Genomic DNA, 25,535 nt, shown 5'->3' with positions numbered 1-25,535 from the left:
AATAAAAAAAGCATGAGACAAAAAAACTAACTGCTGTTTTTTTAGCCGGTGATTTTGCTAAGCCAAATCGTGAACCGGCTCTTAATCCACACTGTTTAAAAGATTATTCGCGGCCGATGATCACCAGATGGCGTTCACCGTCCAGCTGTGGCACCTTCAACTCAACAAGGGCATTCAGGTGATACCCTGATGTCAGCGTAGCGATCTCTTCATCAGGACGAACGCCTTTTAACGCAAAAAAGTGGCCTTCTGGCGCGGGCAAATGATGACACCAGTTAATCATGTCCTCAAGTGAGGCAAATGCGCGGCTAATGACGCCGTCAAATAGTGGTTCAGCAGAAAACGCCTCTACCCTACTCTGCACGGGCGTAATATTTTCCAGTCCAAGTTCATGCTGGACCTGACGCAGAAAACGTACCCGTTTACCCAGGCTGTCGAGCAGTGTGAAATGGGTATCAGGCATCACAATTGCCAGCGGTATACCAGGCAGGCCGGGGCCGGTGCCGACATCAATAAAGCGTGAACCTTTGAGATGTGGCGCGACAACAATGCTGTCGAGAATATGACGTACCAGCATCTGCTGTGGATCGCGCACGGAGGTCAGGTTGTAGGCTTTGTTCCACTTATCCAGCAATGCAACGTAAGCGAGCAGTTGCTGTTTTTGTTGATCGGAGAGGGTAATATTGGCCGCTTGCAGCAGCGTGGTGAGTTTGTTAATCACAGCGTGAGTCCAGTCAGCGGGGGCGAGCTGCCTCGCCCCGTTCCAGGTCAGGCGCTTTTGCGCAGCAGCCCTTGTTTTTTCAAATAAATAAGCAAAATAGAAATCGCAGCCGGTGTGATACCGGAAATGCGCGAAGCCTGACCAATGGTTGTCGGTTTATGATCGTTCAGCTTGGCGATTACTTCATTCGACAGGCCATTGACCTGACGATAATCCAGATCGACAGGCAACAAAGTACTCTCATTACGCTGCTGGCGATCAATTTCTTCCTGCTGACGCGCAATATAACCTTCGTATTTTACCTGAATTTCAACCTGTTCCGCCGCCTGTTGATCAGCCAGTGCCGGGCCAAAGCCGTCCAGGGTCATCATTGCCAGATAAGTCATTTCCGGGCGACGCAGCAAATCTTCGCCGTTGGCTTCTTTGGTTAACGGCGCGCTCAGTGCAGTATTCACGTTAGCAACATTGTCAGATTTTGGATGAACCCAGATGTCGCGCAGACGCTGACGCTCCTGCTCAATGGCTTCCAGTTTCTGATTAAATCGTGTCCAGCGAGCATCATCGACCAACCCAAGTTCACGACCGGTTTCCGTCAGACGCAGATCAGCATTGTCTTCACGCAGCATCAAACGGTATTCCGCGCGCGAGGTAAACATGCGATACGGTTCTTTAGTGCCAAGGGTGCAGAGATCGTCAACCAGCACCCCGAGGTAAGCCTGATCGCGGCGCGGTGCCCAGCCTTCTTTATCGGCAGACTGACGCGCTGCATTCAGACCCGCCAGTAAGCCTTGCGCAGCGGCTTCTTCATAACCGGTGGTGCCATTGATCTGCCCGGCAAAGAACAGACCGTGGATATATTTACTTTCCAGCGTTGGCTTAAGATCGCGCGGATCAAAGAAATCATACTCAATGGCATAGCCCGGGCGAACGATTCTGGCATTTTCCAGGCCCTGCATTGAGCGAACAATTTGCATCTGTACATCAAACGGCAGGCTGGTGGAGATGCCATTCGGATAAATTTCGGTGCTGGTCAAGCCTTCCGGCTCAAGGAAGATTTGATGCGCATTGCGATCGGCAAAACGCATCACTTTATCTTCTATCGATGGACAATAGCGCGGACCGATCCCTTCAATGATCCCGGCATACATCGGGCTACGATCAAGGTTATTGCGGATCACATCATGCGTCTTTTCGTTAGTGTGGGTGATCCAGCATGGTACCTGTTGTGGATGCTGCGCGCTGTTACCCATAAACGAAAAGACCGGCATTGGGTTGTCGCCATGCTGTGGCGTCAGCACGCTAAAGTCGATAGAACGGGCATCAATACGCGGTGGCGTCCCGGTTTTCAGGCGATTTACGCGTAGAGGCAAAGCACGCAGACGCTTTGCCAGCGGGATGGATGGCGGATCGCCAGCCCGGCCACCGCTGTAATTATCCAGCCCGATATGAATTTTTCCGTCAAGGAAAGTCCCGACTGTAAGCACTACGGTTTTAGCACGGAATTTCAGTCCCATTTGCGTCACCGCACCCACCACACGATCATTTTCAACAATCAGATCGTCAACCGCCTGCTGGAAGATCATCAGGTTCGGTTGATGTTCAAGTGCGGTACGCACTGCCTGGCGGTAAAGCACGCGATCGGCCTGTGCGCGGGTCGCTCGAACCGCAGGGCCTTTGCTTGCGTTTAGTATCCTAAACTGAATACCGGCCTGGTCGATCGCACTGGCCATCAAACCGCCTAAGGCATCCACTTCCTTCACCAAATGTCCTTTCCCAATACCACCGATCGCCGGATTACAGGACATTTGTCCAAGCGTATCAATGTTATGGGTGAGTAAAAGGGTTTGCTGACCCATTCGGGCAGCGGCCATTGCGGCTTCTGTACCCGCATGACCACCACCGATTACGATGACGTCAAAAGGATCTTGATAAAACATGGAGTGGTACCTCGTTGATGAACGGTCAGGGATCGTTGTCCTTGGGCCGTGGATTCTACTTAAATTCAGGACAGGGTGAAAGCGGTGGGATCGTCAGGGGTTAAAAAAAAAGATCTTTATTCTGTATATGATCTTTCTGTTAGATCTCTTATTAGGATCGCGCTCTCTTGTGGGTATCTGCCAAAAAGAGTGTTAAAACAAAAGCATGGTAACGATCGTTAGCTGTGAATGATCGGTGATCCTGATCCGTATAACCTGAGATCAAAACTGCACCTTATCCACAGCTCAAAAAACATACCTGGGTTGTTCGTGGGATAACTACCGGTTATACGCAGGAATAAAGAGGAGTTACCCACAACTGATCCGCTTTCAAATGGATTAAATCAGCATTTTCCACCAGGGATCGCAGATATTTCCCGATCCTCTGTCGGATCAAATCAGCGTTTTCCAGCCTGCGACCCACTCTTCTGCTGGATCTTCAGGAATCTCATGCTCTAATACATCAATTTCCAGTCGATCGCCGATACGTTGAGCACCACGTGCGATCAGTAACGCGTCTATATTACGGATCGCGCCACAAAACAGATCGTATTCGTGATTGCCAATACCAACAGCGCCAAAGCGCACCGCAGAGAGATCGGGTTGGCTTTCATTAATAGCATCGTAAAACGGAATCAGGTTATCCGGCAGCTCACCTGCACCGTGGGTAGATGACACAATCAGCCAGATACCCTTCTGCGGCACGTCATCCAGTTCCGGTCCATGCAGCAGCTGCGTTGAGAAGCCAGCTTCCTGCAACTTTTCTTCCAGATGTTCAGCAACGTATTCGGCGCTGCCCAACGTGCTCCCACTGATTAACGTAATATCGGCCATCATGCTCTCCCGAACTAAAGGCGAGCATTGTACGCTGTGATCAAGCCGTGATCCACCTGTGGAAAACAGGGTTAATAGATCAAATAAAGTGAACACAACCATTGGGAGACGGCGAGTTCACGTGGGATAAGGTTATACACAGGGCGGGCGAATAATCAGGGTTTGATCGTGCGCATGATCGGATTTTGCAGAGAAATCAGCGTTTCGGTGGACTGAATTTCATCGATGGTCTGGATCTTATTAATTAACACCTGCTGCAACGCGTCAATGGAGCGACACATTACTTTGATAAAGATGCTGTAATGGCCGGTGGTGTACCAGGCTTCTACCACCTCATCCAGCGCATTGAGTTTGCTAAGTGCAGCAGGATAATCACGGGCGCTTTTCAGGATAATGCCAATAAAACAGCACACGTCGAAACCCAGTTGTCGTGGATCGATTTCAACACGCGTACCCAAAATAATCCCGGCCTGCTTCATCTTCTCCACGCGGACATGAATAGTACCGGGGCTTACGTTGAACTGTTTTGCCAGCTCAGCATACGCGGTGCGTGCGTTATCGAGCAGCGCATTTAAAATGCCGCGATCCAGATTATCCAGTTGCAGATGTTCGGCCATTTTCACCCTCGTTATGTTTATTCTTCATTGAACAGAGGAGAATGTGCAGTAAAATGCGGGATTAGGCAATGTATCGGCAGCGGCGAGTGCCGCTGCCTGATCGGTTAACGCTTACGCCAGATCGTCACTTGTGCCTGCGTATGCTGGAATTTACGCGCGGTTTCACGAATGACAAAAGGCACATCCTGCGGCATACCGGTTTGCTCGAAATCGGCAGCCAGTAACCGTTGTAGCGCTTGCAAAGTGGTCAGCGCCTCGCCATTTTCGCGTATGCCACCAAGCCAGTTTTCCTTTGGCGTAAACTCTTCCAGCCAGGTATAGGGTGAAGAGAGCAACAGGATACCGCCCGAACGTAGCATTGGCGTAATGTCTTGCAGGAAACGCTTTGGCTGGCGCAGGCGATCAATCAGGTTAGAAGCCAATACCAGATCGTAGCATTGTGGCTGCGGTTTCAGGTTGCAGGCATCGCCCTGAACAAACTGGATCCGCTGCGCTATCTCGCTATTCAGTTTAAAATCTTTCAGCCGGACCTGACGGTATTCCACCAGCTCGCCTTCTTCCGGCACTACATAGCGGAAGTCTTCGCCAGTGGTAAGTTGAAGTGCGACATCAATGAAGCGAGCTGAATAATCCATGCCGACTACACGGTCAAAATGCCGTGCCAGCTCAAAACTGGCGCGACCGGTAGCACAGCCAATATCTAAGGCTGTGCCGCGCTGTGTCGTATGCTGCAGCGCCAGTTTTACCAGCGTTTCGGCGTAGTTTTCCACCCCGAAATAGCGCGGACCATACTGAAAATCAAGGTACTGGGACACCATGCTGTCGGTTTCATAAGGATTCAGCATCATGGTTTCTTCATGAGAAGACACGACATAACGGAAACCTGCATGCTGAAAGAAGTGACGACGGAAAGCGTAACGCGCTGATTTCAGAGCTTCATTACCCGTGGAAATCCAGCTGCCACCTTTAATGAGTGAATGTTTACCGTCAAAGGTTGGCGTAGAGAAGTCATCATATAAAGGATGGACTTTGAAGCCTTCGAAACCGTTGGTTGGCGTGGTTGTCCATTGCCAGACGTTGCCAACCACATCGAAAAAATCACCTTGTGGAAACTGATCGACAGGATTTGAAGAGGCCCAGTACGCCAGATTGACGTTGCCGGGCGCACTTTCCCAGTTTGGCTGATCGCCTTCGACCTGTTCGCGCAGTTGGACCCATTCTGCTTCGCAGGGAAGCTGGATAGATTTTCCTGTCTGATCGGCTTTCCAGCGGCAGAAAGCCGAAGCTTCCAGCTGATTGACTTCAGCGGGCCAGTCCCATGGCATCATCACTTCTTCAGTCATCAGACGTAGTTTTAGCTGATCGGGTAACTCTGGATTACCGACCCAGAAGGTTGGCCTATCTGCCTGGGCAAATTCACGCCAGCCCCAACCTTCCTCATCCCACCAGCGCGCATCCTGATACCCACCCGCACTGATAAATTCATAAAACTCAGCATTACTTACCAGCATTTTGCTGGCTTTGAACGGTTTCAGCTCCACATACTGCATGCCGTATTCGTTATCCCAGCCGTAGGTATCATCGGTTTTTCCTAAAGCGATACGACCACCAGGCATGTTTACCAGGGTATTAGCGGGAACGTCACTGCGAAGGTGGCGCGCATCTGGACAGACGGGCCATTGCGGTTGTGGTTTGACCCATTCAACCGGCAACTGGCGTATCAGTACGCTGGAGGTTTCCAGATGAATACGCTCATGCTCAATACCCATTAAAATCACCCATGCCGGGCTGTCCCAGTCAATGGGCAATTCCAGCGGCATGGTTTGGATAAATTCACTGACCAGCGTTTTGACGCTGCCGCGATAATCACGGACCGCTTCAACGGTCGGCCATTCATAATGGCTGTCATCAAGATCATCCCAGCTCATCTCATCAACACCGATCGCCATCATTGCTTCAATACGATCGTCTAAGCGTGAATCAATAAAACGGCCAGCCATCAGCTTATTAATGAAGAAAGTGGCGGTATGACCAAAATAGAAGATCAGCGGATGACGCAGCGGGATTGCTTTGGTGAACCAGGCGCGTTGATCCGCGAGACAGGTAAACAGATTTTCGTACAGTTCCCAGGTTTGCGTAAAATATGCCAGCAGCTCGGCACGTTTTTGTTCGACATTATGACCAGACAGCAGCAAAGTACGCGTCGGTGCAGGCAGATCGCGATGAGATTGGACCATTGTCACAAGGAGCTCCAGATTGCTGAGTGAGTAAAAGCAATTATTCACTATAGCAAATAAGGGTTTCTGCCAGATGACTTAGCGACGCCAGTGACGCAGCAGGCGGCTTTTCATGCCAGTATCGAAACGCCAGATATGATCAAAGATACGCAAAATGCCGGGCTTGCCGTGAGTGGACATCGCGACGGCATGAAAACGCTGCTGATGATGGCGCTGGCGCTGTTTAATGGCGCTGACGACCTCTTCCGGCAAACGCTGGGCGATAAAGTCAGAAACGATCACCGCGTCGGCTTCCTGCCAGGCAGGGCCTTCCATACGCTTTACGGTTGACGAAAGGCAAGCGGCGAGATCGGTGCCACCACGAAAACGCTGGCTGAGAAAGCGAATAGCCTGCTCCAGACCATCGTCCCCCGTTAATTCATATCCGATCACGTCATGGGCGAACAGCATAATGTAGCAACGACGGCGATCGGCCAGCGCGACTTTCAGTAATGCCAGACAAAAAGCTTTCGCGCAGCGTTCATTAAAGCCTCCCATCGAGCCGGATGTATCAACGCAGACAATGAACGGGCCGCGTGGCTGCTCCTCATGATGCTGGTGGGCAAACGGACGCATCGACACTTTTTCATGCCAGACATCGCCTTGCAGCTTGTAAGTCAGCAGCCGTTTTTCTACCAGACGGCGATAAAATTCCAGTTCCAGCTCGCTAATGCTAAGCGCTGCCAGTTCGGGAGGAAGCAAACGCAGCATGTCATCGCTTTGATGAATACCGCTAACTTCTTCTGGTACTGCAGCCGGTTCATGCACTAGATAATGAAAGGCTTCCACAGGCGCATCTTTCGACGGCACCGATTTAGCCTCGCGGCTGCGGCCCAGCTGCTGAGCCAGCTTCATCAGCTCCGGCTGCTGGGCCAGAAATTCACCGTATTGCAGCATTAACTGATAATCACTGGGTTGCAGCGACGTTTTGCTCATGTCCCACAAGCGGCCCGCTGCCGTTTCATCGTCACTCAGTATCGGTGCAAGTTGACCACTCAGCGCCATGCGCTGCTGCAATTCAGTCATCAGGCGCTCACGCTGCTGTTCCAGCAATTGCTCATTTAACGTCAGGGTCTGGAGCGTAAGGCTGAGCCGCCAGCGCTGCAAAAAAAGCGTATATTGCGCCGGGCTGAGTTGCTGAGCGTTGGTGTGATGGAGAAGTCGGTTTGCTTCATCAAGGAACGGGGAGGAGAGCTGCTCCAGCGTAGTCAACGTATCAGCGAGTTGGTGATTAAATTCAGCATGGCTGTATAACTGCACACGCTGAAAAAGCTGAAATTCCTGTGACAAGTTTTCCGGTACTGGCGTGGCCTTTAATTCTGCAATGATTTCTGTTTTCCAGCGTGGCACATCCCGTAGCAGCGCCTGCTTCAGACCCGGAAATTTTTTAAAAAACAGCGTTAATTGTGGCGTTGCCAGCAGCGCGATAATCAATTCTTCAATTAATTCGGCTTCCCCGATGGAAAGCAGTGTGCTGAGCGCTTCCAGAGAAATCATTTACGCGCCTGTTGCAGCTGTTCCGCGACATCCTGCAGGCTGGTCTCAACCCGTGCCAGCCAGTCGTCGCTGATAAATAAACAGCGTTGATGCTGGCTAAAAAGGTGACGCTGGGCGCGTAACTGGGCATCAAGCTCGTCCAGCGCGCTGATAATTTCCTCCGGCAGTTCGTTGCTGCTGCTGGCTCCTGGTAACGTCAGGCGTACGGTCTGCAAGCTAACGTCGCGTACCGCCAGGCAATGTTGGTTATCGACCAGTAAATCCAGCGACTGGGCAAAACCTATCCCATTGAGTTTGCCGCGAATATCGCCGCCTTTTTGTAGCCATTGATTCAACGCGTCACGGGCAATAACAAGGTGCGTCACCTGCATGTCATGTAGCGTCAGCGGTTGTTGCAGCATTAACGTTAAATGTTCATCAGTGAAGCTTTCGGGCAAATCGTAATGGGGCTTACGACTGAACATACCGCTGTGTTTTTCAAGCGTGATCGCTTGCGCCACGCTTTGCTGCTGTAATGCCATACGGCGCGCTTTAATTTGTTGCAGTTTGAGCAATAGGGATTGCTGCTGCCATGCGTGCTGCGTCATTAACTGGTCGATCTCACGATCCAGCAGCTGCATGGAGGCGACATCGTGCCACAGGCAATCCTTCAGCAGAATAAGATCAATGGGAGCAATGGTGCTGCGGCCGCTGTAAAACGCGCTGGCCTGCAACAAATGAATGGCTTTTTTCCAGCGACGATCGGAGATATAAGGCGCTTCCGGATGATTTTCTAACTGCTGGCGCAGCTGGTAAATCAGCTCAAAGACATTATCCGGCAAATTGACCTGGCTGATGCTCTGCTGCCATTGCCGGTATTCATCGTCGCTGATACGCAGCGATTCCGCGACGGGATTGGCATTTTCATCCTGCTGGTGGGTTAACATGCTGCGGAAGTTTTGCTTCTCATGCACGTTGTCCAGCCACAGGCGGATTAACATGCGATCATAGAGCGCCTCCAGCCCGCTGTCGGCTTCTGGCAGTTCGTTGGACGCAGCGACCAGCAGGCGCATGGGAATTTTTTCTTCGCTGTCGCCATTGCGGAAACGGCGTTCGTTAATCGCGGTTAGCAAGGTATTTAAAATTGCCGGACCGGCTTTCCAGATCTCATCAAGAAAAACGATTTCAGCGTCAGGCAAATAGCCTTTAGTAAGCCGCTGATAGCGTCCTTCATCTTTGAGTGCCTGAATCGATAGCGGGCCAAACACTTCTTCCGGTGTGGAGAAACGGGTCATCAGATATTCAAAGGCGCGGGCATTCTGGAAAGCATATTTCAGGCGGCGAGCTATCAGGCTTTTAGCAATGCCTGGCGGCCCCAGCAGGAACACGCTTTCACCGCTCAGAGTGGCCAGCAAACACAGGCGAATGGCGTGATGGCGTTCATACAAGCCTTTTTCTAACGCGTTGCTGAGGCGAGAAATTCTTTCAGCCAAAAGATGGGGTTGAACCATAATCACATCATTGTCCTTACGATCGTCGAGCCGCCGTGCTTTAGCGAACGCAATACTTTATAGATTATGATGCGTGAAAGCGTTGATAGCTGTCAGCTTTTTTGTTTCAGAAGGTTCTACCGCGTTAAAAACGCCCTTAAGTCACTATTTTTACGAGAAAAACAGCCAGATGGTGGATGACCATACGGTTTACAGGGATAGGATTTTTTGCGAATAGGTGCATACTGTGCGCTTTTTGATGGCTTGAGCGAGAGGTTTTATGCCTCTCAGGCTCCAACAAAAGACAACTCTATGAGCTCGGAAAATAAGCAGTCGCTCGGTGGATTAACGCTGGCCGCTATTGGTGTGGTTTATGGCGATATTGGTACCAGTCCGCTGTATACCTTGCGTGAATGCCTGTCAGGTCAGTTTGGTTTCGGGGTAGAACACGAAGCCATATTGGGTTTCTTATCATTGATTTTCTGGCTATTAGTGTTGGTGGTTTCACTTAAATACATCAGCTATGTGATGCGTGCCGATAATGCCGGCGAAGGTGGAATTTTAACTTTGATGTCGCTGGCGGGCCGCCATACCGGCGCGCGTGCTACGGCGGTGCTGGTGATTATGGGGCTGGTTGGCGGCAGCTTCTTCTACGGTGAAGTGGTGATCACGCCCGCTATTTCTGTGATGTCAGCGATTGAGGGGCTGGAAATTGCCGCGCCGTTACTTGAGCGGTTTATCGTACCGCTTTCCATCGCGGTGTTAACCCTGCTGTTTATGATTCAAAAGCACGGCACCGGCATTGTCGGTAAGCTGTTTGCGCCGGTGATGTTGCTATGGTTTTTGGTACTGGCGGCGCTTGGCATCAGCGGTATTATGAAGAATCCCGAGGTGTTGCAGGCGTTAAATCCAGCATATGCGGTTAATTTCTTTATCCACTACAAGTCTATTTCATTCTTTGCGCTCGGTGCGGTAGTGCTGGCCATTACCGGTGTAGAGGCGCTGTATGCGGATATGGGCCATTTCGGCAAAATGCCGATTCGTCTTGCCTGGTTCTCGGTAGTGCTGCCATCGCTGGGACTGAACTATTTCGGTCAGGGTGCATTATTGCTCACCGATCCTGCCGCGATTAAAAATCCGTTCTTTCTGCTGGCACCTGAATGGGCGTTAATTCCCATGTTGATCCTTGCCACGCTGGCGACGGTAATTGCCTCGCAGGCTGTGATTTCTGGCGTCTTCTCGCTGACGCGCCAGGCGGTTCGTCTCGGTTATCTTCCGGGTATGCGCATTATCCACACGTCAGAGAAAGAGTCTGGCCAGATCTATATCCCGACGATTAACTGGGCGCTCTATTTTGCGGTGGTGATTGTCATCGTTAGCTTTGAACACTCCAGTAATCTGGCTGCGGCGTATGGAATTGCGGTGACCGGCACTATGGTCTTGACCTCGATTCTGTCTTGTACGGTGGCGATTAAAAACTGGCACTGGCAGAAGCTGATGGTTGGATTGATCCTGTTACTGATGCTGTGTATCGATATTCCGTTGTTTACCGCTAACCTGATTAAGATTTTCTCAGGCGGCTGGTTGCCGCTTTGTCTTGGACTGGTGATGTTTATCGTTATGACGACCTGGAAAAGCGAGCGTTTTCGTCTGCTGCGTCGTCTACATGAACATGGTAATTCATTAGAGGCGATGATTGTCTCGCTGGAGAAATCGCCACCGGTTCGTGTACCAGGCACGGCGGTGTATATGTCGCGTGCGCTGAACGTCATTCCATTTGCGATGTTGCATAATCTTAAGCACAACAAAGTGTTGCATGAACGCGTCGTGTTACTGACTTTGCGCACCGAAGATGCACCTTACGTGCATAACGTGCGTCGCGTGACCATCGAACAGCTGTCGCCGACCTTCTGGCGCGTGGTAGCAAGCTACGGCTGGCGCGAAACCCCGAATGTAGAAGAAGTGTTCCATCGCTGTGGGCTGGAAGGGCTGAATTGTCGCATGATGGAAACCTCATTCTTTATGTCGCACGAGTCGCTCATCATGGGTAAACGGCCCTGGTATCTGCGGTTACGCGGCAAGCTGTTCCTGGCGCTGCAACGCAATGCGTTGCGCGCGCCGGATCAGTTTGAGATACCACCGAACCGTGTCATTGAGCTAGGCACCCAGGTCGAGATTTAACCGGATTCGCCTGCACGCTGGACGCCTCGGACTCGCGCAAGGTGGCGCATAACCACCGCCTTGCCGCGGGTAAAAAAACAACCTGCCTGCCATACAATGGCACGATGTGACGCACAAAAGGTAATCTCGTGCCGCAGCCGTTAAGGACTGATCCCGCTTCGCTGGTGATAAACCCATTAATGCTTCATCCCGGCTGGTTCAGCCCCGCTTTGCAGCCATCGCCGGTTACGTGATCGCCTTCAGTGAATAAAACATTTATCGATTTTTCGCAGTTGGAAAGCGTTTTATACGAAGTACCGCGCAGCTTATAGCGCGGCTTTCATTAACTTCGCCTGTTTTTAATCGATACGATCCTGCTAAGAACCTTGTGCTTAACTGTATACATCAAAAAAACTGTTCATGGAAAAAAGGAAACTGTATGAAAAAACAAGCCGTACTATTAGCCGTTGTGATGCTGACATCTACCTCCGTTCTGGCTGCACAAAATGGCGGATTTGTTGATCCTGATGCCCCGGCCGCCCAGGTCAAAAAAGGTGGATTTAGCGCCGATCACACCAGTGTAGTGACTGTTAAGCAGGCTGAAGAGATGAAGGATGACAGCTGGATCACCGTGCGCGGCCAGCTGGTAAAACAGCTTGGTGATGAAGATTACCAGTTCCGCGATCAAACCGGCACGATGAAGGTAGAAATCGACCACAAGCGTTGGGACGGGCAAACCATTTCGCCAAAAGACCATGTAGAGCTAACCGGCGAGCTGGATAAAGATTTCAACAGCATTGAGCTGGACGTTAAACACGTCAGGAAACTGCCTTAAAACCTGGATTCAGGGCCGCTTCGGCGGTCCAGTTTTTAATTTCAATCCTTCCCTAAAGCCAAATTCTCTCCTGCGGAAGCGAAACGTTTCGATAGCGATCACACTTCTTTTATCTGGTGATTGAGTTGCTTCTTACTTTTTATACACTGCCGCCAGCGAAACGTTTCGCTGTGGAGTGAATAGATGAAAAAAGGTCGCTTGTTAAACGCTGAACTCTCTCATGTGATTGCCCGTCTGGGACATACGGATACGCTCACGATCGCCGATGCTGGCTTGCCGATTCCGGCGGGGCCGCAGCGTGTCGATTTGGCGCTTACGCCGGGTATGCCCGATTTTATCCACGTGGTCAATGCTGTCACGCTTGAGATGCAGGTAGAAAGCGCCCTGATTGCAGAAGAGATTAAGCTGCACAATCCGCAGCTCCATAGTGCGCTGCTCGCCGTGCTCGAAGCCTTGCAACAGCACCAGGGGAATACCATCGCTGTACGTTACACCAGCCATGAACAGTTCAAACAATATACTCAGCGTAGTCAGGCGGTCATTCGCAGCGGAGAGTGTTCTCCGTATGCGAATGTCATCCTGAGCGCCGGTGTAACCTTCTGAGGGCGCTATGCAACCATTATTGCAACTCATTGGGATTGAAAAATCGTTTCCTGGCGTAAAAGCGTTAAAAGGTGCGTCGCTGGCAGTTTACCCTGGGCGCGTAATGGCGCTGGTAGGTGAAAACGGCGCGGGTAAATCTACCATGATGAAAGTGCTGACCGGCATCTACAGCCGCGATGCCGGATCGCTAAAGTGGCTCGGTGAAGAAACCACATTTAGCGGACCGAAAGCGTCGCAGGATGCAGGCATCGGTATCATTCATCAGGAACTGAATCTGATCCCTCAATTAAGCGTGGCGGAGAATATTTTTCTCGGCCGCGAATTTGTCAGCCGTTTTGGCCGCATTGACTGGAAACGTATGCATGCCGAAGCGGACGCGTTACTGAAACGGCTTAACCTGCGCTTTAACAGCCACAAGCTGGTGGGCGAGCTTTCCATTGGCGATCAGCAAATGGTGGAAATCGCCAGAGTGCTCAGTTTTGAGTCGCAGGTAATCATTATGGATGAGCCGACCGATGCGCTCACCGACACCGAAACCCTCTCGCTATTCAATGTGATTAACGAGCTGAAAGCGCAAGGCTGCGGCATCGTTTATATCTCGCACCGTATGAAAGAGATTTTCGAGATTTGCGATGACGTCACGGTATTTCGCGACGGCCAGTTCATTGCCGAACGTGCAGTCAACGATCTGACAGAAGAGAGCCTGATCGAGATGATGGTCGGACGCAAACTGGAAGATCAATATCCACGTCTTGAACAAGCGCCAGGCGATGTGCGTTTAAAAGTGGAAAATCTGTGCGGGCCGGGGGTGCATAACGTCAGTTTTACGCTGCACAAAGGCGAAATTCTTAGCGTGGCTGGATTAATGGGCGCTGGCCGCACCGAATTAATGAAAGTGCTGTACGGTGCTTTGCCACGTAGCAAAGGCAAAGTATGGCTGGATGCCTGCGAAGTGGTGACGCGCTCGCCACAGGACGGGCTGGCAAATGGCATCGTGTATATCTCTGAAGATCGTAAGCGTGACGGTTTAATTTTGGGCATATCGGTAAAAGAGAACATGACGTTGACTGCGCTGCGCTATTTCAGTCGCGGCAGTGGCAGCCTGAAGCATGCCGAAGAAGCGTTAGCGGTAGACGATTTTATCCGCCTGTTTAATGTAAAAACGCCGTCAATGATGCAGCCGATTGGCCTGCTGTCTGGTGGTAATCAGCAAAAAGTGGCGATTGCGCGCGGATTAATGACGCGGCCTGACGTGCTGATCCTTGACGAGCCGACGCGCGGCGTTGATGTCGGCGCGAAGAAAGAAATTTATCAGTTAATTAATCAGTTCAAGGCCGAAGGGCTGAGCATCATTTTGGTGTCGTCGGAAATGCCGGAAGTGTTAGGCATGAGCGATCGCATTCTGGTGATGCACGAAGGTTATCTAAGCGGCGAATTTACCCATGAACATGCTACCCAGGAAAACCTGATGGCGGCAGCCGTTGGCAAGCAACACAGCGAGGATTTAGTTGTATGAGTACCCAAACCTTACCTTCCAGTCGCCGCTGGTTTAGCAAAACCTGGCTGCTGGAACAAAAATCGTTGATTGCGTTAATTGTGCTGATTGCCGTGGTGGCAAGCCAAAGCCCGAATTTCTTCACCGTGGCCAATCTGTTCAATATTCTGCAGCAAACCTCGGTGAACGCCATTATGGCGGTGGGTATGACGCTGGTGATTTTAACGTCAGGCATTGATTTGTCGGTGGGGTCGTTACTGGCGCTTACCGGCGCGGTAGCCGCCTCGCTGGTGGGGCTGGAAGTCAATGCGCTGGTAGCAGTGGCCGCTTCGCTGGCGCTGGGCGCAGCCATTGGCGCGGTGACCGGCACGATTGTGGCCCGCGGCAAAGTGCAGGCCTTTATCGCAACCCTGGTAATGATGCTTCTGTTGCGCGGCGTTACCATGGTTTATACCAACGGTAGCCCGATCAATACCGGCTTTAATGACAACGCCGATCTGTTTGGCTGGTTCGGTATTGGCCGGCCGCTGGGTATTCCTACGCCGGTCTGGCTCATGGCGATAGTGTTTATCCTTGCCTGGTACATGCTGCATCACACGCGTCTGGGTCGTTATATCTACGCGCTGGGTGGCAACGAAGCCGCGACACGCTTATCCGGAATTGATGTAAATCGTGTCAAAGTCATTGTTTATTCTTTGTGCGGCATGCTGGCGGCGCTGGCCGGCACCATCGAAGTAGCGCGGCTTTCTTCGGCACAACCGACGGCGGGCACCGGTTATGAACTGGATGCTATCGCTGCCGTGGTCCTGGGCGGAACCAGCCTGGCCGGTGGCAAAGGGCGCATTATGGGCACGCTGATCGGTGCGCTGATCCTCGGCTTCCTGAACAATGGCCTTAACCTGATGAGTGTTTCTTCGTACTACCAGATGATCGTTAAAGCGGTGGTAATCTTGCTGGCGGTGCTGGTGGATAATAAAAGCAGTAAATAACTCTGACCTATACACAGGATGATTAGATGAAAAAGTTGACCGCATTGGCCGTCATTCTTGGCGCCACATTAAGTGCCAGCGCAATGGCAAAGGACACTATCGCGTTGGTGGTTTCTACGTTGAATAACCCATTCTTTGTTTCTCTGAAAGAAGGCGCCCAAAAAGAGGCCGATAAGCTGGGTTACAACCTGGTGGTGCTGGATTCGCAGAACAACCCGGCAAAAGAACTGGCTAACGTGCAGGATTTGACGGTTCGCGGCACTAAGCTGCTGCTGATCAACCCAACTGATTCCGATGCGGTCGGCAATGCGGTAAAAATGGCGAATCAGGCTAATATCCCCGTTATCACCCTGGATCGCGTTGCGACACAAGGCAGCGTGGTGAGCCACGTCGCGTCAGATAACCATTTTGGCGGTAAAATGGCTGGCGATTATATCGCGAAGAAAGTTGGCGAAAACGCAAAAATCATTGAACTGCAAGGTATCGCTGGCACATCTGCGGCGCGCGAGCGTGGTGAAGGCTTTAAGCAAGCTGCCGATGCCCATAAATTCCAGATACTTGCCAGCCAACCGGCTGATTTTGATCGCACCAAAGGGCTGAACGTAATGCAGAACCTGTTGCAGGCGCATCCTGATGTGCAGGCGGTGTTTGCCCAGAATGATGAAATGGCGCTGGGTGCACTTCGCGCGCTGCAAACCGCCGGTAAAACAGATGTGATGGTGGTCGGCTTTGACGGCACCGCTGATGGCGTTAAAGCCGTTGAATCAGGCAAACTGTCAGCAACCGTTGCGCAGATGCCAGACAAAATTGGCATGATCGGCGTGGACACCGCTGATAAAGTGCTGAAGGGTGAGAAAGTACAGGCTATCAACCCCGTTGACCTGAAACTGGTTATCCAGTAACACAAAGAAAAGCAGGGCATTGCGCCACCCTTCCGGTGGCGCACTCTTTCCGGATTATTTCCTATGAGCAAAAACGCAAAACTGGCCGTTCTTGGTAGCATCAATGCTGATCACATCCTTAATTTGACGCACTTTCCTCGCCCTGGCGAAACGGTGATCGGGAAGCAGTATCAGGTTGCATTTGGCGGCAAAGGCGCGAATCAGGCGGTCGCCGCCGGCCGCGCAGGTGCGGATATTGCATTTATTGCCTGCGTAGGAGGAGATGATATTGGCGAGCGTATTCGTCGACAATTAACCCTGGACAATATTGACGTTGCGCCAGTCGAATGTATTGAAAATGAATCAACCGGCGTGGCGATGATTTTCGTTAATGGCGAAGGCGAAAATAATATTGGAATCTATGCAGGAGCTAACGCGTCATTAACCCCGACTTATGTGGAACGCCATCAATCAGTGATTGTTCAGGCTGATGCGTTACTCATGCAACTTGAATCCCCCCTGGAAAGCGTGTTGGCGGCCGCGACCATTGCCAGCCAGCACCAAACGCAGGTGATCCTTAACCCTGCGCCGGCCACAACCTTGTCAGATGAACTGCTGGCGCTGATCGACATTATCACCCCCAATGAAACCGAAGCGGAAATTCTGACCGGTGTTGCGGTTAATAGCGACGAAGATGCGGCCCGCGCGGCTGAAGCACTGCATGCTAAAGGCATCAAAACAGTCTTGATCACGCTGGGCCGTCGCGGCGTATGGCTGAGTGAACAGAACAATGGTCAGCGTATCGCGGGGTTCAGCGTGAAGGCAGTGGATACTATTGCTGCGGGTGATACCTTCAATGGTGCGTTTATTACGGCACGTCTGGAGGGTAAAACGATGCACGACGCGGTGCGTTTTGCTCATGCCGCTGCGGCGATTGCGGTGACGCGTCCGGGTGCGCAGCCTTCCGTGCCGTGGCGCCCGGAAATCGACGATTTTTTGCAACAGCAGGATTAAGCGCTTGACCACCATGAAAGATGTCGCCCGTAAAGCGGGCGTTTCGACTTCCACTGTTTCCCACGTCATTAATAAAAATCGTTTTGTTAGCGTCGGTGTACGAGAAAAAGTTGAACTGGCAATTCGGGAATTGAACTACGCGCCATCAGCACTGGCGCGTAGTTTGAAGATCAACCAAACCCACACTATCGGGATGTTGATTACTGCGAGCAGTAACCCTTTTTATGCAGAAATTGTGCGTGGCGTTGAGGATAGCTGCTATGAGCGTGGCTACAGCTTGATTCTTGGGAACACGGCAGGCGATGAGGATCGCATGAACCGCAGCCTGGAAACGCTGTTACAAAAGCGCGTCGATGGCTTGCTATTAATGTGTACGGAAAGCCATCTGCCCTCCGCAGATATTCTTAATCGTTATCCTTCTATCCCTACCGTGATGATGGACTGGGCACCGTTCGAAGGACGGGGTGATATTATACAGGACAATGCCTTGCTCGGTGGTGAGCTGGCAACACAGCATTTGATCGACAGCGGCTATACGCGTATTGCCTGTATTGCAGGCCCGCTGGATAAAACGCCGGCACGTATGCGTCTTGAAGGTTATAAAAATGCCATGGAAAAAAACGGACTGGATGTTTTGCCTGGTTACGTGGTGGAGAGCGACTTCGAATTTCAGGGCGGTTACAACGCTATGATTGAACTGCTGGCGCTGAAAACGCCGCCACAGGCTGTTTTCACCAGTAATGATGCGATGGCAGTTGGCGTTTATCATGCATTGTATCAGGCAGGTTTACAGATTCCGCAGGATATGGCGGTGATGGGTTATGACGATATTGAACTGGCGCGCTATCTGTCACCACCGTTAAGTACGATTCATCAGCCTAAAAATGAACTGGGCGAGCTGGCGATTGATACGCTGATTCATCGCCTGCGCCATCCCGACGTCAGTCAGCAAACGTTGGTGCTGACGCCGGAACTGATTGTGCGCGGTTCTGCTTAAGACGCCTTCTTCTTTTTATCGCGATTGCTGATCAAATTGCGACCATCGCCATGACGCAACATCATGAACATCAGCGCCGACAACACCGTCACCACGCCCATGGTCAGGAAGGTAGAGTGAAATTGCTGTACCGTGCTGGTCTCAAACGCCTGATAGAAACGCAGCACCGCAGCGCTGACGGCCACGCCAAAACTGATCGCCAGCTGCTGCGTCACCGCCAACACGCTGTTCCCGCCACTGGCGTTATCATCATTCAGATCGGCCAGGGTGATGGTATTCATAGCCGTGAACTGTGTCGACATGGCCATTCCAAGAATAAATAGCGGTATGAGTAAAACGAAAATGTTTTCTGTGGGAGACTGCAGCGAAAATGTGGCGATCAACAAACCAATAATAACGGTAATGCTGACGAGCAAGCGGCGATAACCAAACCAGCGCAATAGTTGCGTCACCGTTGACTTTGCCAAAATCGAACCTACGGCAATAGGCGCCATCATGCATCCAGCAATAATCGCTGAATAGCCAAAACCGACCTGCAACATTAATGGCATGAGAAACGGTACGCAGCCGGTGCCGAGGCGCGAAGCGATATTGCCAATAATGCCAACAGAGAAAGTGCGGGTTTTAAACATTGGCAGGTTGATGAGCGGCGAAGAATGGCGGCGCGCATGCACTATACAGAGAAGAAGCAAGACTACGCCGGCAAACAATACGCCTGCTGCCAGCCAGGCAGAAACAATGCGCTCGCCAAACAACTCAATCCCGATCGAAATCATTACTAGCCCAACGCCAAACAGCAAAAAGCCCAGGAAATCAAAACGACGTTTAGGTGTAGTGAAATCCGGCATGTATTTACGTGCGTAAAATATGCCGAGAATGCCGATAGGAATATTAATCAGGAAAATCCAGTGCCAGGTGGCGTAGGTCACCATCAATCCGCCAAGCAGTGGGCCTAATATCGGTCCGACTAATCTCGGCATGGTGACGAAGTTAAGTACCGGCAACAATTCACTGCGGGGATAAGCGCGTAGCAAGGCAAGGCGCGCTACCGGCATCATCATCGCTCCACCGACACCCTGGATAACGCGCGAGATCACTAATATCGAAAGTGTCGGCGATAAGGCGCACGCCAGCGAACCTAAAGTAAAGAGAGAAACCGCGAGAATAAATATTTTGCGTGTGCCGTAACGGTCGGCGAGCCAGCCGCTGACCGGAATTAACATAGCGACGGTGAGCGTGTAACTAATAACGGCGGATTGCATGGCAAGCGGGGAGCGCTCAAGGCTGGTGGCAATAGCCGGTAAAGCAGTGTTGAGGATGGTGGCATCCAGTGCCTGCATAAAAAATGCCATGGCAGCTATCCATGGCAGACCGGCCATACTGCGCGCGGATCGGATCATTGAGTGTCCTTTTAATAGTTATCCAGCGGTAAGAGTAAAAAGGATAGCATTGGCTATAGGGTGCGGTATGCGGCTTTTTACTGTGTGGCTGGCTTTTCTGGGCGTTATTTCGACAAGAAACGCCTGCTTTTAACGCGTTCGGTTAAAAAAAAGACGCTCGGTAAATTTATTTAAAGAAATGCTTGTCAGCCCGTAAGAATTCCCTATAATGCGCCTCCACTGACACGGCACACCGGCTTACGGTATGACGTGCTGGCAGGTTCGGGAGACTGAGCCGCCGGAGAAAAACTTCTCAGAAAGAGGTTGACTCTGCAGGAGGAAAGCGTAATATACGCCACCTCGCGACAGCCGGTTAAGCCGCTGTACGCACTGCTCTTTAACAATTTATCAGACAATCTGTGTGGGCACTCGCAGGATTGATATCAGCGTCTCCGGACGTAAAAAATATCAAGTCTCTGCTGAGTGAACACGTAATTCATTACGACGTTAAATTCACAGAGCATCGCTGCGCCGTTCTTTAATGAACGGTGTCAGCAAATCAGACTTTTAATTGAAGAGTTTGATCATGGCTCAGATTGAACGCTGGCGGCAGGCCTAACACATGCAAGTCGGACGGTAACGGGAAGAAGCTTGCTTCTTTGCCGACGAGTGGCGGACGGGTGAGTAATGTCTGGGAAACTGCCCGATGGAGGGGGATAACCACTGGAAACGGTGGCTAATACCGCATAATGTCTTCGGACCAAAGTGGGGGACCTCCGGGCCTCACACCATCGGATGTGCCCAGACGGGATTAGCTGGTAGGTGAGGTAAAGGCTCACCTAGGCGACGATCCCTAGCTGGTCTGAGAGGATGACCAGCCACACTGGAACTGAGACACGGTCCAGACTCCTACGGGAGGCAGCAGTGGGGAATATTGCACAATGGGCGCAAGCCTGATGCAGCCATGCCGCGTGTATGAAGAAGGCCTTCGGGTTGTAAAGTACTTTCAGCGGGGAGGAAGGGATGAGGTTTAATACGCCTCGTCATTGACGTTACCCGCAGAAGAAGCACCGGCTAACTCCGTGCCAGCAGCCGCGGTAATACGGAGGGTGCAAGCGTTAATCGGAATTACTGGGCGTAAAGCGCACGCAGGCGGTCTGTTAAGTCAGATGTGAAATCCCCGGGCTCAACCCGGGAACTGCATTTGAAACTGGCAGGCTTGAGTCTCGTAGAGGGGGGTAGAATTCCAGGTGTAGCGGTGAAATGCGTAGAGATCTGGAGGAATACCGGTGGCGAAGGCGGCCCCCTGGACGAAGACTGACGCTCAGGTGCGAAAGCGTGGGGAGCAAACAGGATTAGATACCCTGGTAGTCCACGCCGTAAACGATGTCGACTTGGAGGCTGTGCCCTTGAGGCGTGGCTTCCGGAGCTAACGCGTTAAGTCGACCGCCTGGGGAGTACGGCCGCAAGGTTAAAACTCAAATGAATTGACGGGGGCCCGCACAAGCGGTGGAGCATGTGGTTTAATTCGATGCAACGCGAAGAACCTTACCTGGTCTTGACATCCACGGAATCTGGCAGAGATGCCTGAGTGCCTTCGGGAGCCGTGAGACAGGTGCTGCATGGCTGTCGTCAGCTCGTGTTGTGAAATGTTGGGTTAAGTCCCGCAACGAGCGCAACCCTTATCCTTTGTTGCCAGCGGTTCGGCCGGGAACTCAAAGGAGACTGCCGGTGATAAACCGGAGGAAGGTGGGGATGACGTCAAGTCATCATGGCCCTTACGACCAGGGCTACGCACGTGCTACAATGGCGCATACAAAGAGAAGCGACCTCGCGAGAGCAAGCGGACCTCATAAAGTGCGTCGTAGTCCGGATCGGAGTCTGCAACCCGACTCCGTGAAGTCGGAATCGCTAGTAATCGTGGATCAGAATGCCACGGTGAATACGTTCCCGGGCCTTGTACACACCGCCCGTCACACCATGGGAGTGGGTTGCAAAAGAAGTAGGTAGCTTAACCTCCGGGAGGGCGCTTACCACTTTGTGATTCATGACTGGGGTGAAGTCGTAACAAGGTAACCGTAGGGGAACCTGCGGTTGGATCACCTCCTTACCTGAAGATACCTTCCTGCGAAGTGCTCACACAGATTGTCTGATGAAAACGTAAAGAAGCAGTAAAACCCCGGCAGGCTTGTAGCTCAGGTGGTTAGAGCGCACCCCTGATAAGGGTGAGGTCGGTGGTTCAAGTCCACTCAGGCCTACCAGATTTTTCCTCATTCTGCGTTATGGTTCCGGCCCGCATACGTCAGTATGTTTCGTGAAACCACGCCTTACCTGAGAAAGAATTGTGGTCACGGGTTTTACCTGTTCGGGGCTATAGCTCAGCTGGGAGAGCGCCTGCCTTGCACGCAGGAGGTCAGCGGTTCGATCCCGCTTAGCTCCACCATCAACGCACGTTGATGCCCGAAAAAACGTCAGAATGCATTTTCGAGTGCATTGCGACGTTTTACTGCTCTTTAACAATCCGGAACAAGCTGAAAATTGAAACGACACGCCGTGTTCATTCTCCGTAATAAGAGTGAAATTAACGGTGTGTCCGGGTCTCAGCTTTGCAGTCTGCATGCGTAAAACGCCTGTGGGTTGTAAGGTTAAGCGACCAAGCGTACACGGTGGATGCCCTGGCAGTCAGAGGCGATGAAGGACGTGCTAATCTGCGTAAAGCGCCGGTAAGGTGATATGAACCGCTACAGCCGGCGATGTCCGAATGGGGAAACCCGGTGCACTCTGTGCATCATCGTAACATGAATACATAGTGTTACGAGGCGAACCGGGGGAACTGAAACATCTAAGTACCCCGAGGAAAAGAAATCAACCGAGATTCCCCCAGTAGCGGCGAGCGAACGGGGAGGAGCCCAGAGTCTGAATCAGCGTGTGTGTCAGTGGAAGCGTCTGGAAAGGCGCACGGTACAGGGTGACAGTCCCGTACACGAAGACACACAGGCTGTGAGCTCGATGAGTAAGGCGGGACACGTGATATCCTGTCTGAAGACGGGGGGACCATCCTCCAAGGCTAAATACTCCTGACTGACCGATAGTGAACCAGTACCGTGAGGGAAAGGCGAAAAGAACCCCGGCGAGGGGAGTGAAACAGAACCTGAAACCGTGTACGTACAAGCAGTGGGAGCACCTTCGTGGTGTGACTGCGTACCTTTTGTATAATGGGTCAGCGACTTATATTCTGTAGCAAGGTTAACCGTATAGGGGAGCCGCAGGGAAACCGAGTCTTAACCGGGCGACAAGTTGCAGGGTATAGACCCGAAACCCGGTGATCTAGCCATGGGCAGGTTGAAGGTTGGGTAACACTAACTGGAGGACCGAACCGACTAATGTTGAAAAATTAGCGGATGACCTGTGGCTGGGGGTGAAAGGCCAATCAAACCGGGAGATAGCTGGTTCTCCCCGAAAGCTATTTAGGTAGCGCCTCGTGAATTCATCTCCGGGGGTAGAGCACTGTTTCGGCTAGGGGGCCATCCCGGCTTACCAACCCGATGCAAACTACGAATACCGGAGAATGTTATCACGGGAGACACACGGCGGGTGCTAACGTCCGTCGTGAAGAGGGAAACAACCCAGACCGCCAGCTAAGGTCCCAAAGTCATGGTTAAGTGGGAAACGATGTGGGAAGGCCCAGACAGCCAGGATGTTGGCTTAGAAGCAGCCATCATTTAAAGAAAGCGTAATAGCTCACTGGTCGAGTCGGCCTGCGCGGAAGATGTAACGGGGCTAAACCATGCACCGAAGCTGCGGCAGCGGCGCGTAAGCGCCGCTGGGTAGGGGAGCGTTCTGTAAGCCGTCGAAGGCGGACTGTGAGGTCTGCTGGAGGTATCAGAAGTGCGAATGCTGACATAAGTAACGATAAAGCGGGTGAAAAGCCCGCTCGCCGGAAGACCAAGGGTTCCTGTTCAACGTTAATCGGAGCAGGGTGAGTCGACCCCTAAGGCGAGGCCGAAAGGCGTAGTCGATGGGAAACAGGTTAATATTCCTGTACTTGGTGTTACTGCGAAGGGGGGACGGAGAAGGCTGTGTCAGCCGGGCGACGGTTGTCCCGGTTTAAGCGTGTAGGCGTGTGTGCCAGGCAAATCCGGCACACTCTACGCTGAGGCGTGATGACGAGGCACTACGGTGCTGAAGTGACAGATGCCCTGCTTCCAGGAAAAGCCTCTAAGCTCCAGGTAACACGAAATCGTACCCCAAACCGACACAGGTGGTCAGGTAGAGAATACCCAGGCGCTTGAGAGAACCCGGGTGAAGGAACTAGGCAAAATGGTGCCGTAACTTCGGGAGAAGGCACGCTGGCGCGTAGGTGAAGGGACATGCTCCCGGAGCTGAAGCCAGTCGAAGATACCAGCTGGCTGCAACTGTTTATTAAAAACACAGCACTGTGCAAACACGAAAGTGGACGTATACGGTGTGACGCCTGCCCGGTGCCGGAAGGTTAACTGATGGGGTTATCGCAAGAGAAGCTCCTGATTGAAGCCCCGGTAAACGGCGGCCGTAACTATAACGGTCCTAAGGTAGCGAAATTCCTTGTCGGGTAAGTTCCGACCTGCACGAATGGCGTAATGATGGCCAGGCTGTCTCCACCCGGGACTCAGTGAAATTGAACTCGCTGTGAAGATGCAGTGTACCCGCGGCAAGACGGAAAGACCCCGTGAACCTTTACTACAGCTTGACACTGAACCTTGAGCCTTGATGTGTAGGATAGGTGGGAGGCTTTGAAGCGTGGACGCCAGTCTGCGTGGAGCCATCCTTGAAATACCACCCTTTAATGTTTGATGTTCTAACGTAGGCCCGTGATCCGGGCTGCGGACAGTGTCTGGTGGGTAGTTTGACTGGGGCGGTCTCCTCCTAAAGCGTAACGGAGGAGCACGAAGGTCAGCTAATCACGGTCGGACATCGTGAGGTTAGTGCAATGGCATAAGCTGGCTTGACTGCGAGCGTGACGGCGCGAGCAGGTGCGAAAGCAGGTCATAGTGATCCGGTGGTTCTGAATGGAAGGGCCATCGCTCAACGGATAAAAGGTACTCCGGGGATAACAGGCTGATACCGCCCAAGAGTTCATATCGACGGCGGTGTTTGGCACCTCGATGTCGGCTCATCACATCCTGGGGCTGAAGTAGGTCCCAAGGGTACGGCTGTTCGCCGTTTAAAGTGGTACGCGAGCTGGGTTTAGAACGTCGTGAGACAGTTCGGTCCCTATCTGCCGTGGGCGCTGGAAAACTGAGGGGGGTTGCTCCTAGTACGAGAGGACCGGAGTGAACGCACCGCTGGTGTCCGGGTTGTCACGCCAGTGGCACTGCCCGGTAGCTAAGTGCGGAAAAGATAAGTGCTGAAAGCATCTAAGCACGAAACTTGCCCCGAGATGAGTTTTCCCTGACCCTTTAAGGGTCCTGAAGGGACGTTGAAGACGACGACGTTGATAGGCCGGATGTGTAAGCGCAGCGATGCGTTGAGCTGGCCGGTACTAATGACCCGTGAGGCTTAACCTTACAACGCCAGAGGCGTTTTAGAGAGACCCGGTTTTCAGCTTGGTTCACGGACTGGTTCACGTGGTTGCCTGAGGGTGATGGCGTGAATAAAACAGAATTTGCCTGGCGGCCGTAGCGCGGTGGTCCCACCTGATCCCATGCCTAACTCAGAAGTGAAACGCCGTAGCGCCGATGGTAGTGTGGGGTCTCCCCATGCGAGAGTAGGGAACTGCCAGGCATCAAATAAGAGAAAGCCCTTTGCATATG

The 25,535-nt window shown here is 52.1% G+C and carries 16 protein-coding genes, 2 tRNA genes and 3 rRNA genes; 13 read left to right on the top strand and 8 right to left on the bottom strand.

Features of this window, described 5'->3' with window-relative positions:
- Positions 1-103 precede the first annotated feature (103 nt).
- The 7 genes from rsmG to ravA form a co-directional block, all read right to left on the bottom strand.
- Entirely contained in the window at positions 104-721 is a 618-nt protein-coding gene (rsmG, locus tag H2P46_RS18585; RefSeq protein ID WP_193406338.1) for a 16S rRNA (guanine(527)-N(7))-methyltransferase RsmG, read from the bottom strand.
- A gap of 47 nt (positions 722-768) precedes the next feature.
- Positions 769-2,658 carry a tRNA uridine-5-carboxymethylaminomethyl(34) synthesis enzyme MnmG gene (gene mnmG / locus H2P46_RS18580; protein WP_193406337.1) on the bottom strand — a complete coding sequence of 630 codons (1,890 nt, stop codon included), beginning with the start codon at positions 2,656-2,658 and terminating at the stop codon, positions 769-771.
- 432 nt (positions 2,659-3,090) lie between these two features.
- Positions 3,091-3,531 (bottom strand): FMN-binding protein MioC, encoded by a 441-nt coding sequence (gene mioC, locus H2P46_RS18575; protein ID WP_193406362.1) that lies wholly within the window; start codon positions 3,529-3,531, stop codon positions 3,091-3,093.
- 155 nt (positions 3,532-3,686) lie between these two features.
- Positions 3,687-4,148 (bottom strand): transcriptional regulator AsnC, encoded by a 462-nt coding sequence (gene asnC, locus H2P46_RS18570; RefSeq protein ID WP_193406336.1) that lies wholly within the window; start codon positions 4,146-4,148, stop codon positions 3,687-3,689.
- 104 nt (positions 4,149-4,252) lie between these two features.
- Positions 4,253-6,391: a 5-histidylcysteine sulfoxide synthase gene (ovoA, locus tag H2P46_RS18565; RefSeq protein WP_193406335.1), complete on the bottom strand. Its 2,139-nt coding sequence runs from the start codon at positions 6,389-6,391 to the stop codon at positions 4,253-4,255.
- A gap of 72 nt (positions 6,392-6,463) precedes the next feature.
- Complete coding sequence (gene viaA, locus H2P46_RS18560) at positions 6,464-7,921, bottom strand: ATPase RavA stimulator ViaA (RefSeq protein WP_193406334.1); 1,458 nt, start codon at positions 7,919-7,921, stop codon at positions 6,464-6,466.
- Complete coding sequence (gene ravA, locus H2P46_RS18555; protein WP_193406361.1) at positions 7,918-9,411, bottom strand: ATPase RavA; 1,494 nt, start codon at positions 9,409-9,411, stop codon at positions 7,918-7,920. Before ravA ends, viaA begins: the two co-directional genes overlap by 4 nt.
- Positions 9,412-9,702: 291 nt before the next feature.
- On the opposite strand from ravA, the gene kup reads away from it, so the two are divergent.
- The 8 genes from kup to rbsR all read left to right on the top strand — a co-directional run bounded on the left by kup (position 9,703) and on the right by rbsR (position 18,364).
- Positions 9,703-11,571: a low affinity potassium transporter Kup gene (kup, locus tag H2P46_RS18550; protein ID WP_193406333.1), complete on the top strand. Its 1,869-nt coding sequence runs from the start codon at positions 9,703-9,705 to the stop codon at positions 11,569-11,571.
- 418 nt (positions 11,572-11,989) lie between these two features.
- Positions 11,990-12,385 carry a YgiW/YdeI family stress tolerance OB fold protein gene (locus tag H2P46_RS18545; protein ID WP_193406332.1) on the top strand — a complete coding sequence of 132 codons (396 nt, stop codon included), beginning with the start codon at positions 11,990-11,992 and terminating at the stop codon, positions 12,383-12,385.
- Positions 12,386-12,568: 183 nt separating this feature from the next.
- Positions 12,569-12,988, top strand: a complete 420-nt coding sequence (gene rbsD, locus H2P46_RS18540) for a D-ribose pyranase (RefSeq protein WP_193406331.1) — start codon at positions 12,569-12,571, stop codon at positions 12,986-12,988.
- 7 nt (positions 12,989-12,995) lie between these two features.
- Positions 12,996-14,504, top strand: coding sequence for a ribose ABC transporter ATP-binding protein RbsA (gene rbsA / locus H2P46_RS18535; protein WP_193406330.1), 1,509 nt, complete (start codon positions 12,996-12,998; stop codon positions 14,502-14,504).
- Positions 14,501-15,472 (top strand): ribose ABC transporter permease, encoded by a 972-nt coding sequence (gene rbsC, locus H2P46_RS18530; protein WP_193406329.1) that lies wholly within the window; start codon positions 14,501-14,503, stop codon positions 15,470-15,472. Before rbsA ends, rbsC begins: the two co-directional genes overlap by 4 nt.
- Before the next feature lie 26 nt (positions 15,473-15,498).
- On the top strand, positions 15,499-16,374 hold the full coding sequence (rbsB, locus tag H2P46_RS18525) for a ribose ABC transporter substrate-binding protein RbsB (RefSeq protein ID WP_193406328.1): 876 nt from the start codon (positions 15,499-15,501) through the stop codon (positions 16,372-16,374).
- Between the two features lie 63 nt (positions 16,375-16,437).
- Entirely contained in the window at positions 16,438-17,367 is a 930-nt protein-coding gene (gene rbsK, locus H2P46_RS18520; RefSeq protein ID WP_193406327.1) for a ribokinase, read from the top strand.
- A 4-nt stretch (positions 17,368-17,371) separates the two neighbouring features.
- Positions 17,372-18,364, top strand: a complete 993-nt coding sequence (gene rbsR / locus H2P46_RS18515) for a ribose operon transcriptional repressor RbsR (protein ID WP_419776141.1) — start codon at positions 17,372-17,374, stop codon at positions 18,362-18,364.
- On the opposite strand, the gene mdtD is transcribed toward rbsR, so the two are convergent.
- Positions 18,361-19,764: a multidrug transporter subunit MdtD gene (mdtD, locus tag H2P46_RS18510; protein WP_193406325.1), complete on the bottom strand. Its 1,404-nt coding sequence runs from the start codon at positions 19,762-19,764 to the stop codon at positions 18,361-18,363. The genes rbsR and mdtD overlap by 4 nt on opposite strands.
- Positions 19,765-20,311: 547 nt before the next feature.
- Here mdtD and H2P46_RS18505 point away from each other — a divergent pair.
- The 5 genes from H2P46_RS18505 to rrf all read left to right on the top strand — a co-directional run bounded on the left by H2P46_RS18505 (position 20,312) and on the right by rrf (position 25,506).
- Positions 20,312-21,853: ribosomal RNA gene (locus H2P46_RS18505) — 16S ribosomal RNA — on the top strand.
- Between the two features lie 74 nt (positions 21,854-21,927).
- A tRNA-Ile gene (locus H2P46_RS18500) sits at positions 21,928-22,004 on the top strand.
- A gap of 106 nt (positions 22,005-22,110) precedes the next feature.
- Positions 22,111-22,186 (top strand) — tRNA-Ala (locus H2P46_RS18495).
- 200 nt (positions 22,187-22,386) lie between these two features.
- Positions 22,387-25,289 (top strand): 23S ribosomal RNA (locus H2P46_RS18490).
- 101 nt (positions 25,290-25,390) lie between these two features.
- Positions 25,391-25,506, top strand: a 5S ribosomal RNA gene (rrf, locus tag H2P46_RS18485).
- The 16S, 23S and 5S rRNA genes sit together here with 2 tRNA genes alongside, the layout of an rRNA operon.
- Positions 25,507-25,535 lie beyond the last annotated feature (29 nt).

Origin of the sequence: Mixta mediterraneensis, from assembly GCF_014946725.1 — a bacterium.
Lineage (GTDB): Bacteria > Pseudomonadota > Gammaproteobacteria > Enterobacterales > Enterobacteriaceae > Pantoea > Pantoea mediterraneensis.
The sequence above is the reverse complement of the archived record's forward strand: the minus strand, read 5'-3'. Positions and strand labels throughout refer to the sequence as shown.

Excerpts from the sequence above, each read along its gene's own strand:
- mnmG (WP_193406337.1), bottom strand. The coding sequence starts at position 2,658 with ATGTTTTATCAAGATCCTTTTGACGTCATCGTAATCGGTGGTGGTCAT.
- mioC (WP_193406362.1), bottom strand. The coding sequence starts at position 3,531 with ATGGCCGATATTACGTTAATCAGTGGGAGCACGTTGGGCAGCGCCGAA.
- asnC (WP_193406336.1), bottom strand. The coding sequence starts at position 4,148 with ATGGCCGAACATCTGCAACTGGATAATCTGGATCGCGGCATTTTAAAT.
- viaA (WP_193406334.1), bottom strand. The coding sequence starts at position 7,921 with ATGATTTCTCTGGAAGCGCTCAGCACACTGCTTTCCATCGGGGAAGCC.
- ravA (WP_193406361.1), bottom strand. The coding sequence starts at position 9,411 with ATGGTTCAACCCCATCTTTTGGCTGAAAGAATTTCTCGCCTCAGCAAC.
- kup (WP_193406333.1), top strand. The coding sequence starts at position 9,703 with ATGAGCTCGGAAAATAAGCAGTCGCTCGGTGGATTAACGCTGGCCGCT.
- H2P46_RS18545 (WP_193406332.1), top strand. The coding sequence starts at position 11,990 with ATGAAAAAACAAGCCGTACTATTAGCCGTTGTGATGCTGACATCTACC.
- rbsD (WP_193406331.1), top strand. The coding sequence starts at position 12,569 with ATGAAAAAAGGTCGCTTGTTAAACGCTGAACTCTCTCATGTGATTGCC.
- rbsA (WP_193406330.1), top strand. The coding sequence starts at position 12,996 with ATGCAACCATTATTGCAACTCATTGGGATTGAAAAATCGTTTCCTGGC.
- rbsC (WP_193406329.1), top strand. The coding sequence starts at position 14,501 with ATGAGTACCCAAACCTTACCTTCCAGTCGCCGCTGGTTTAGCAAAACC.
- rbsB (WP_193406328.1), top strand. The coding sequence starts at position 15,499 with ATGAAAAAGTTGACCGCATTGGCCGTCATTCTTGGCGCCACATTAAGT.
- rbsK (WP_193406327.1), top strand. The coding sequence starts at position 16,438 with ATGAGCAAAAACGCAAAACTGGCCGTTCTTGGTAGCATCAATGCTGAT.
- mdtD (WP_193406325.1), bottom strand. The coding sequence starts at position 19,764 with ATGATCCGATCCGCGCGCAGTATGGCCGGTCTGCCATGGATAGCTGCC.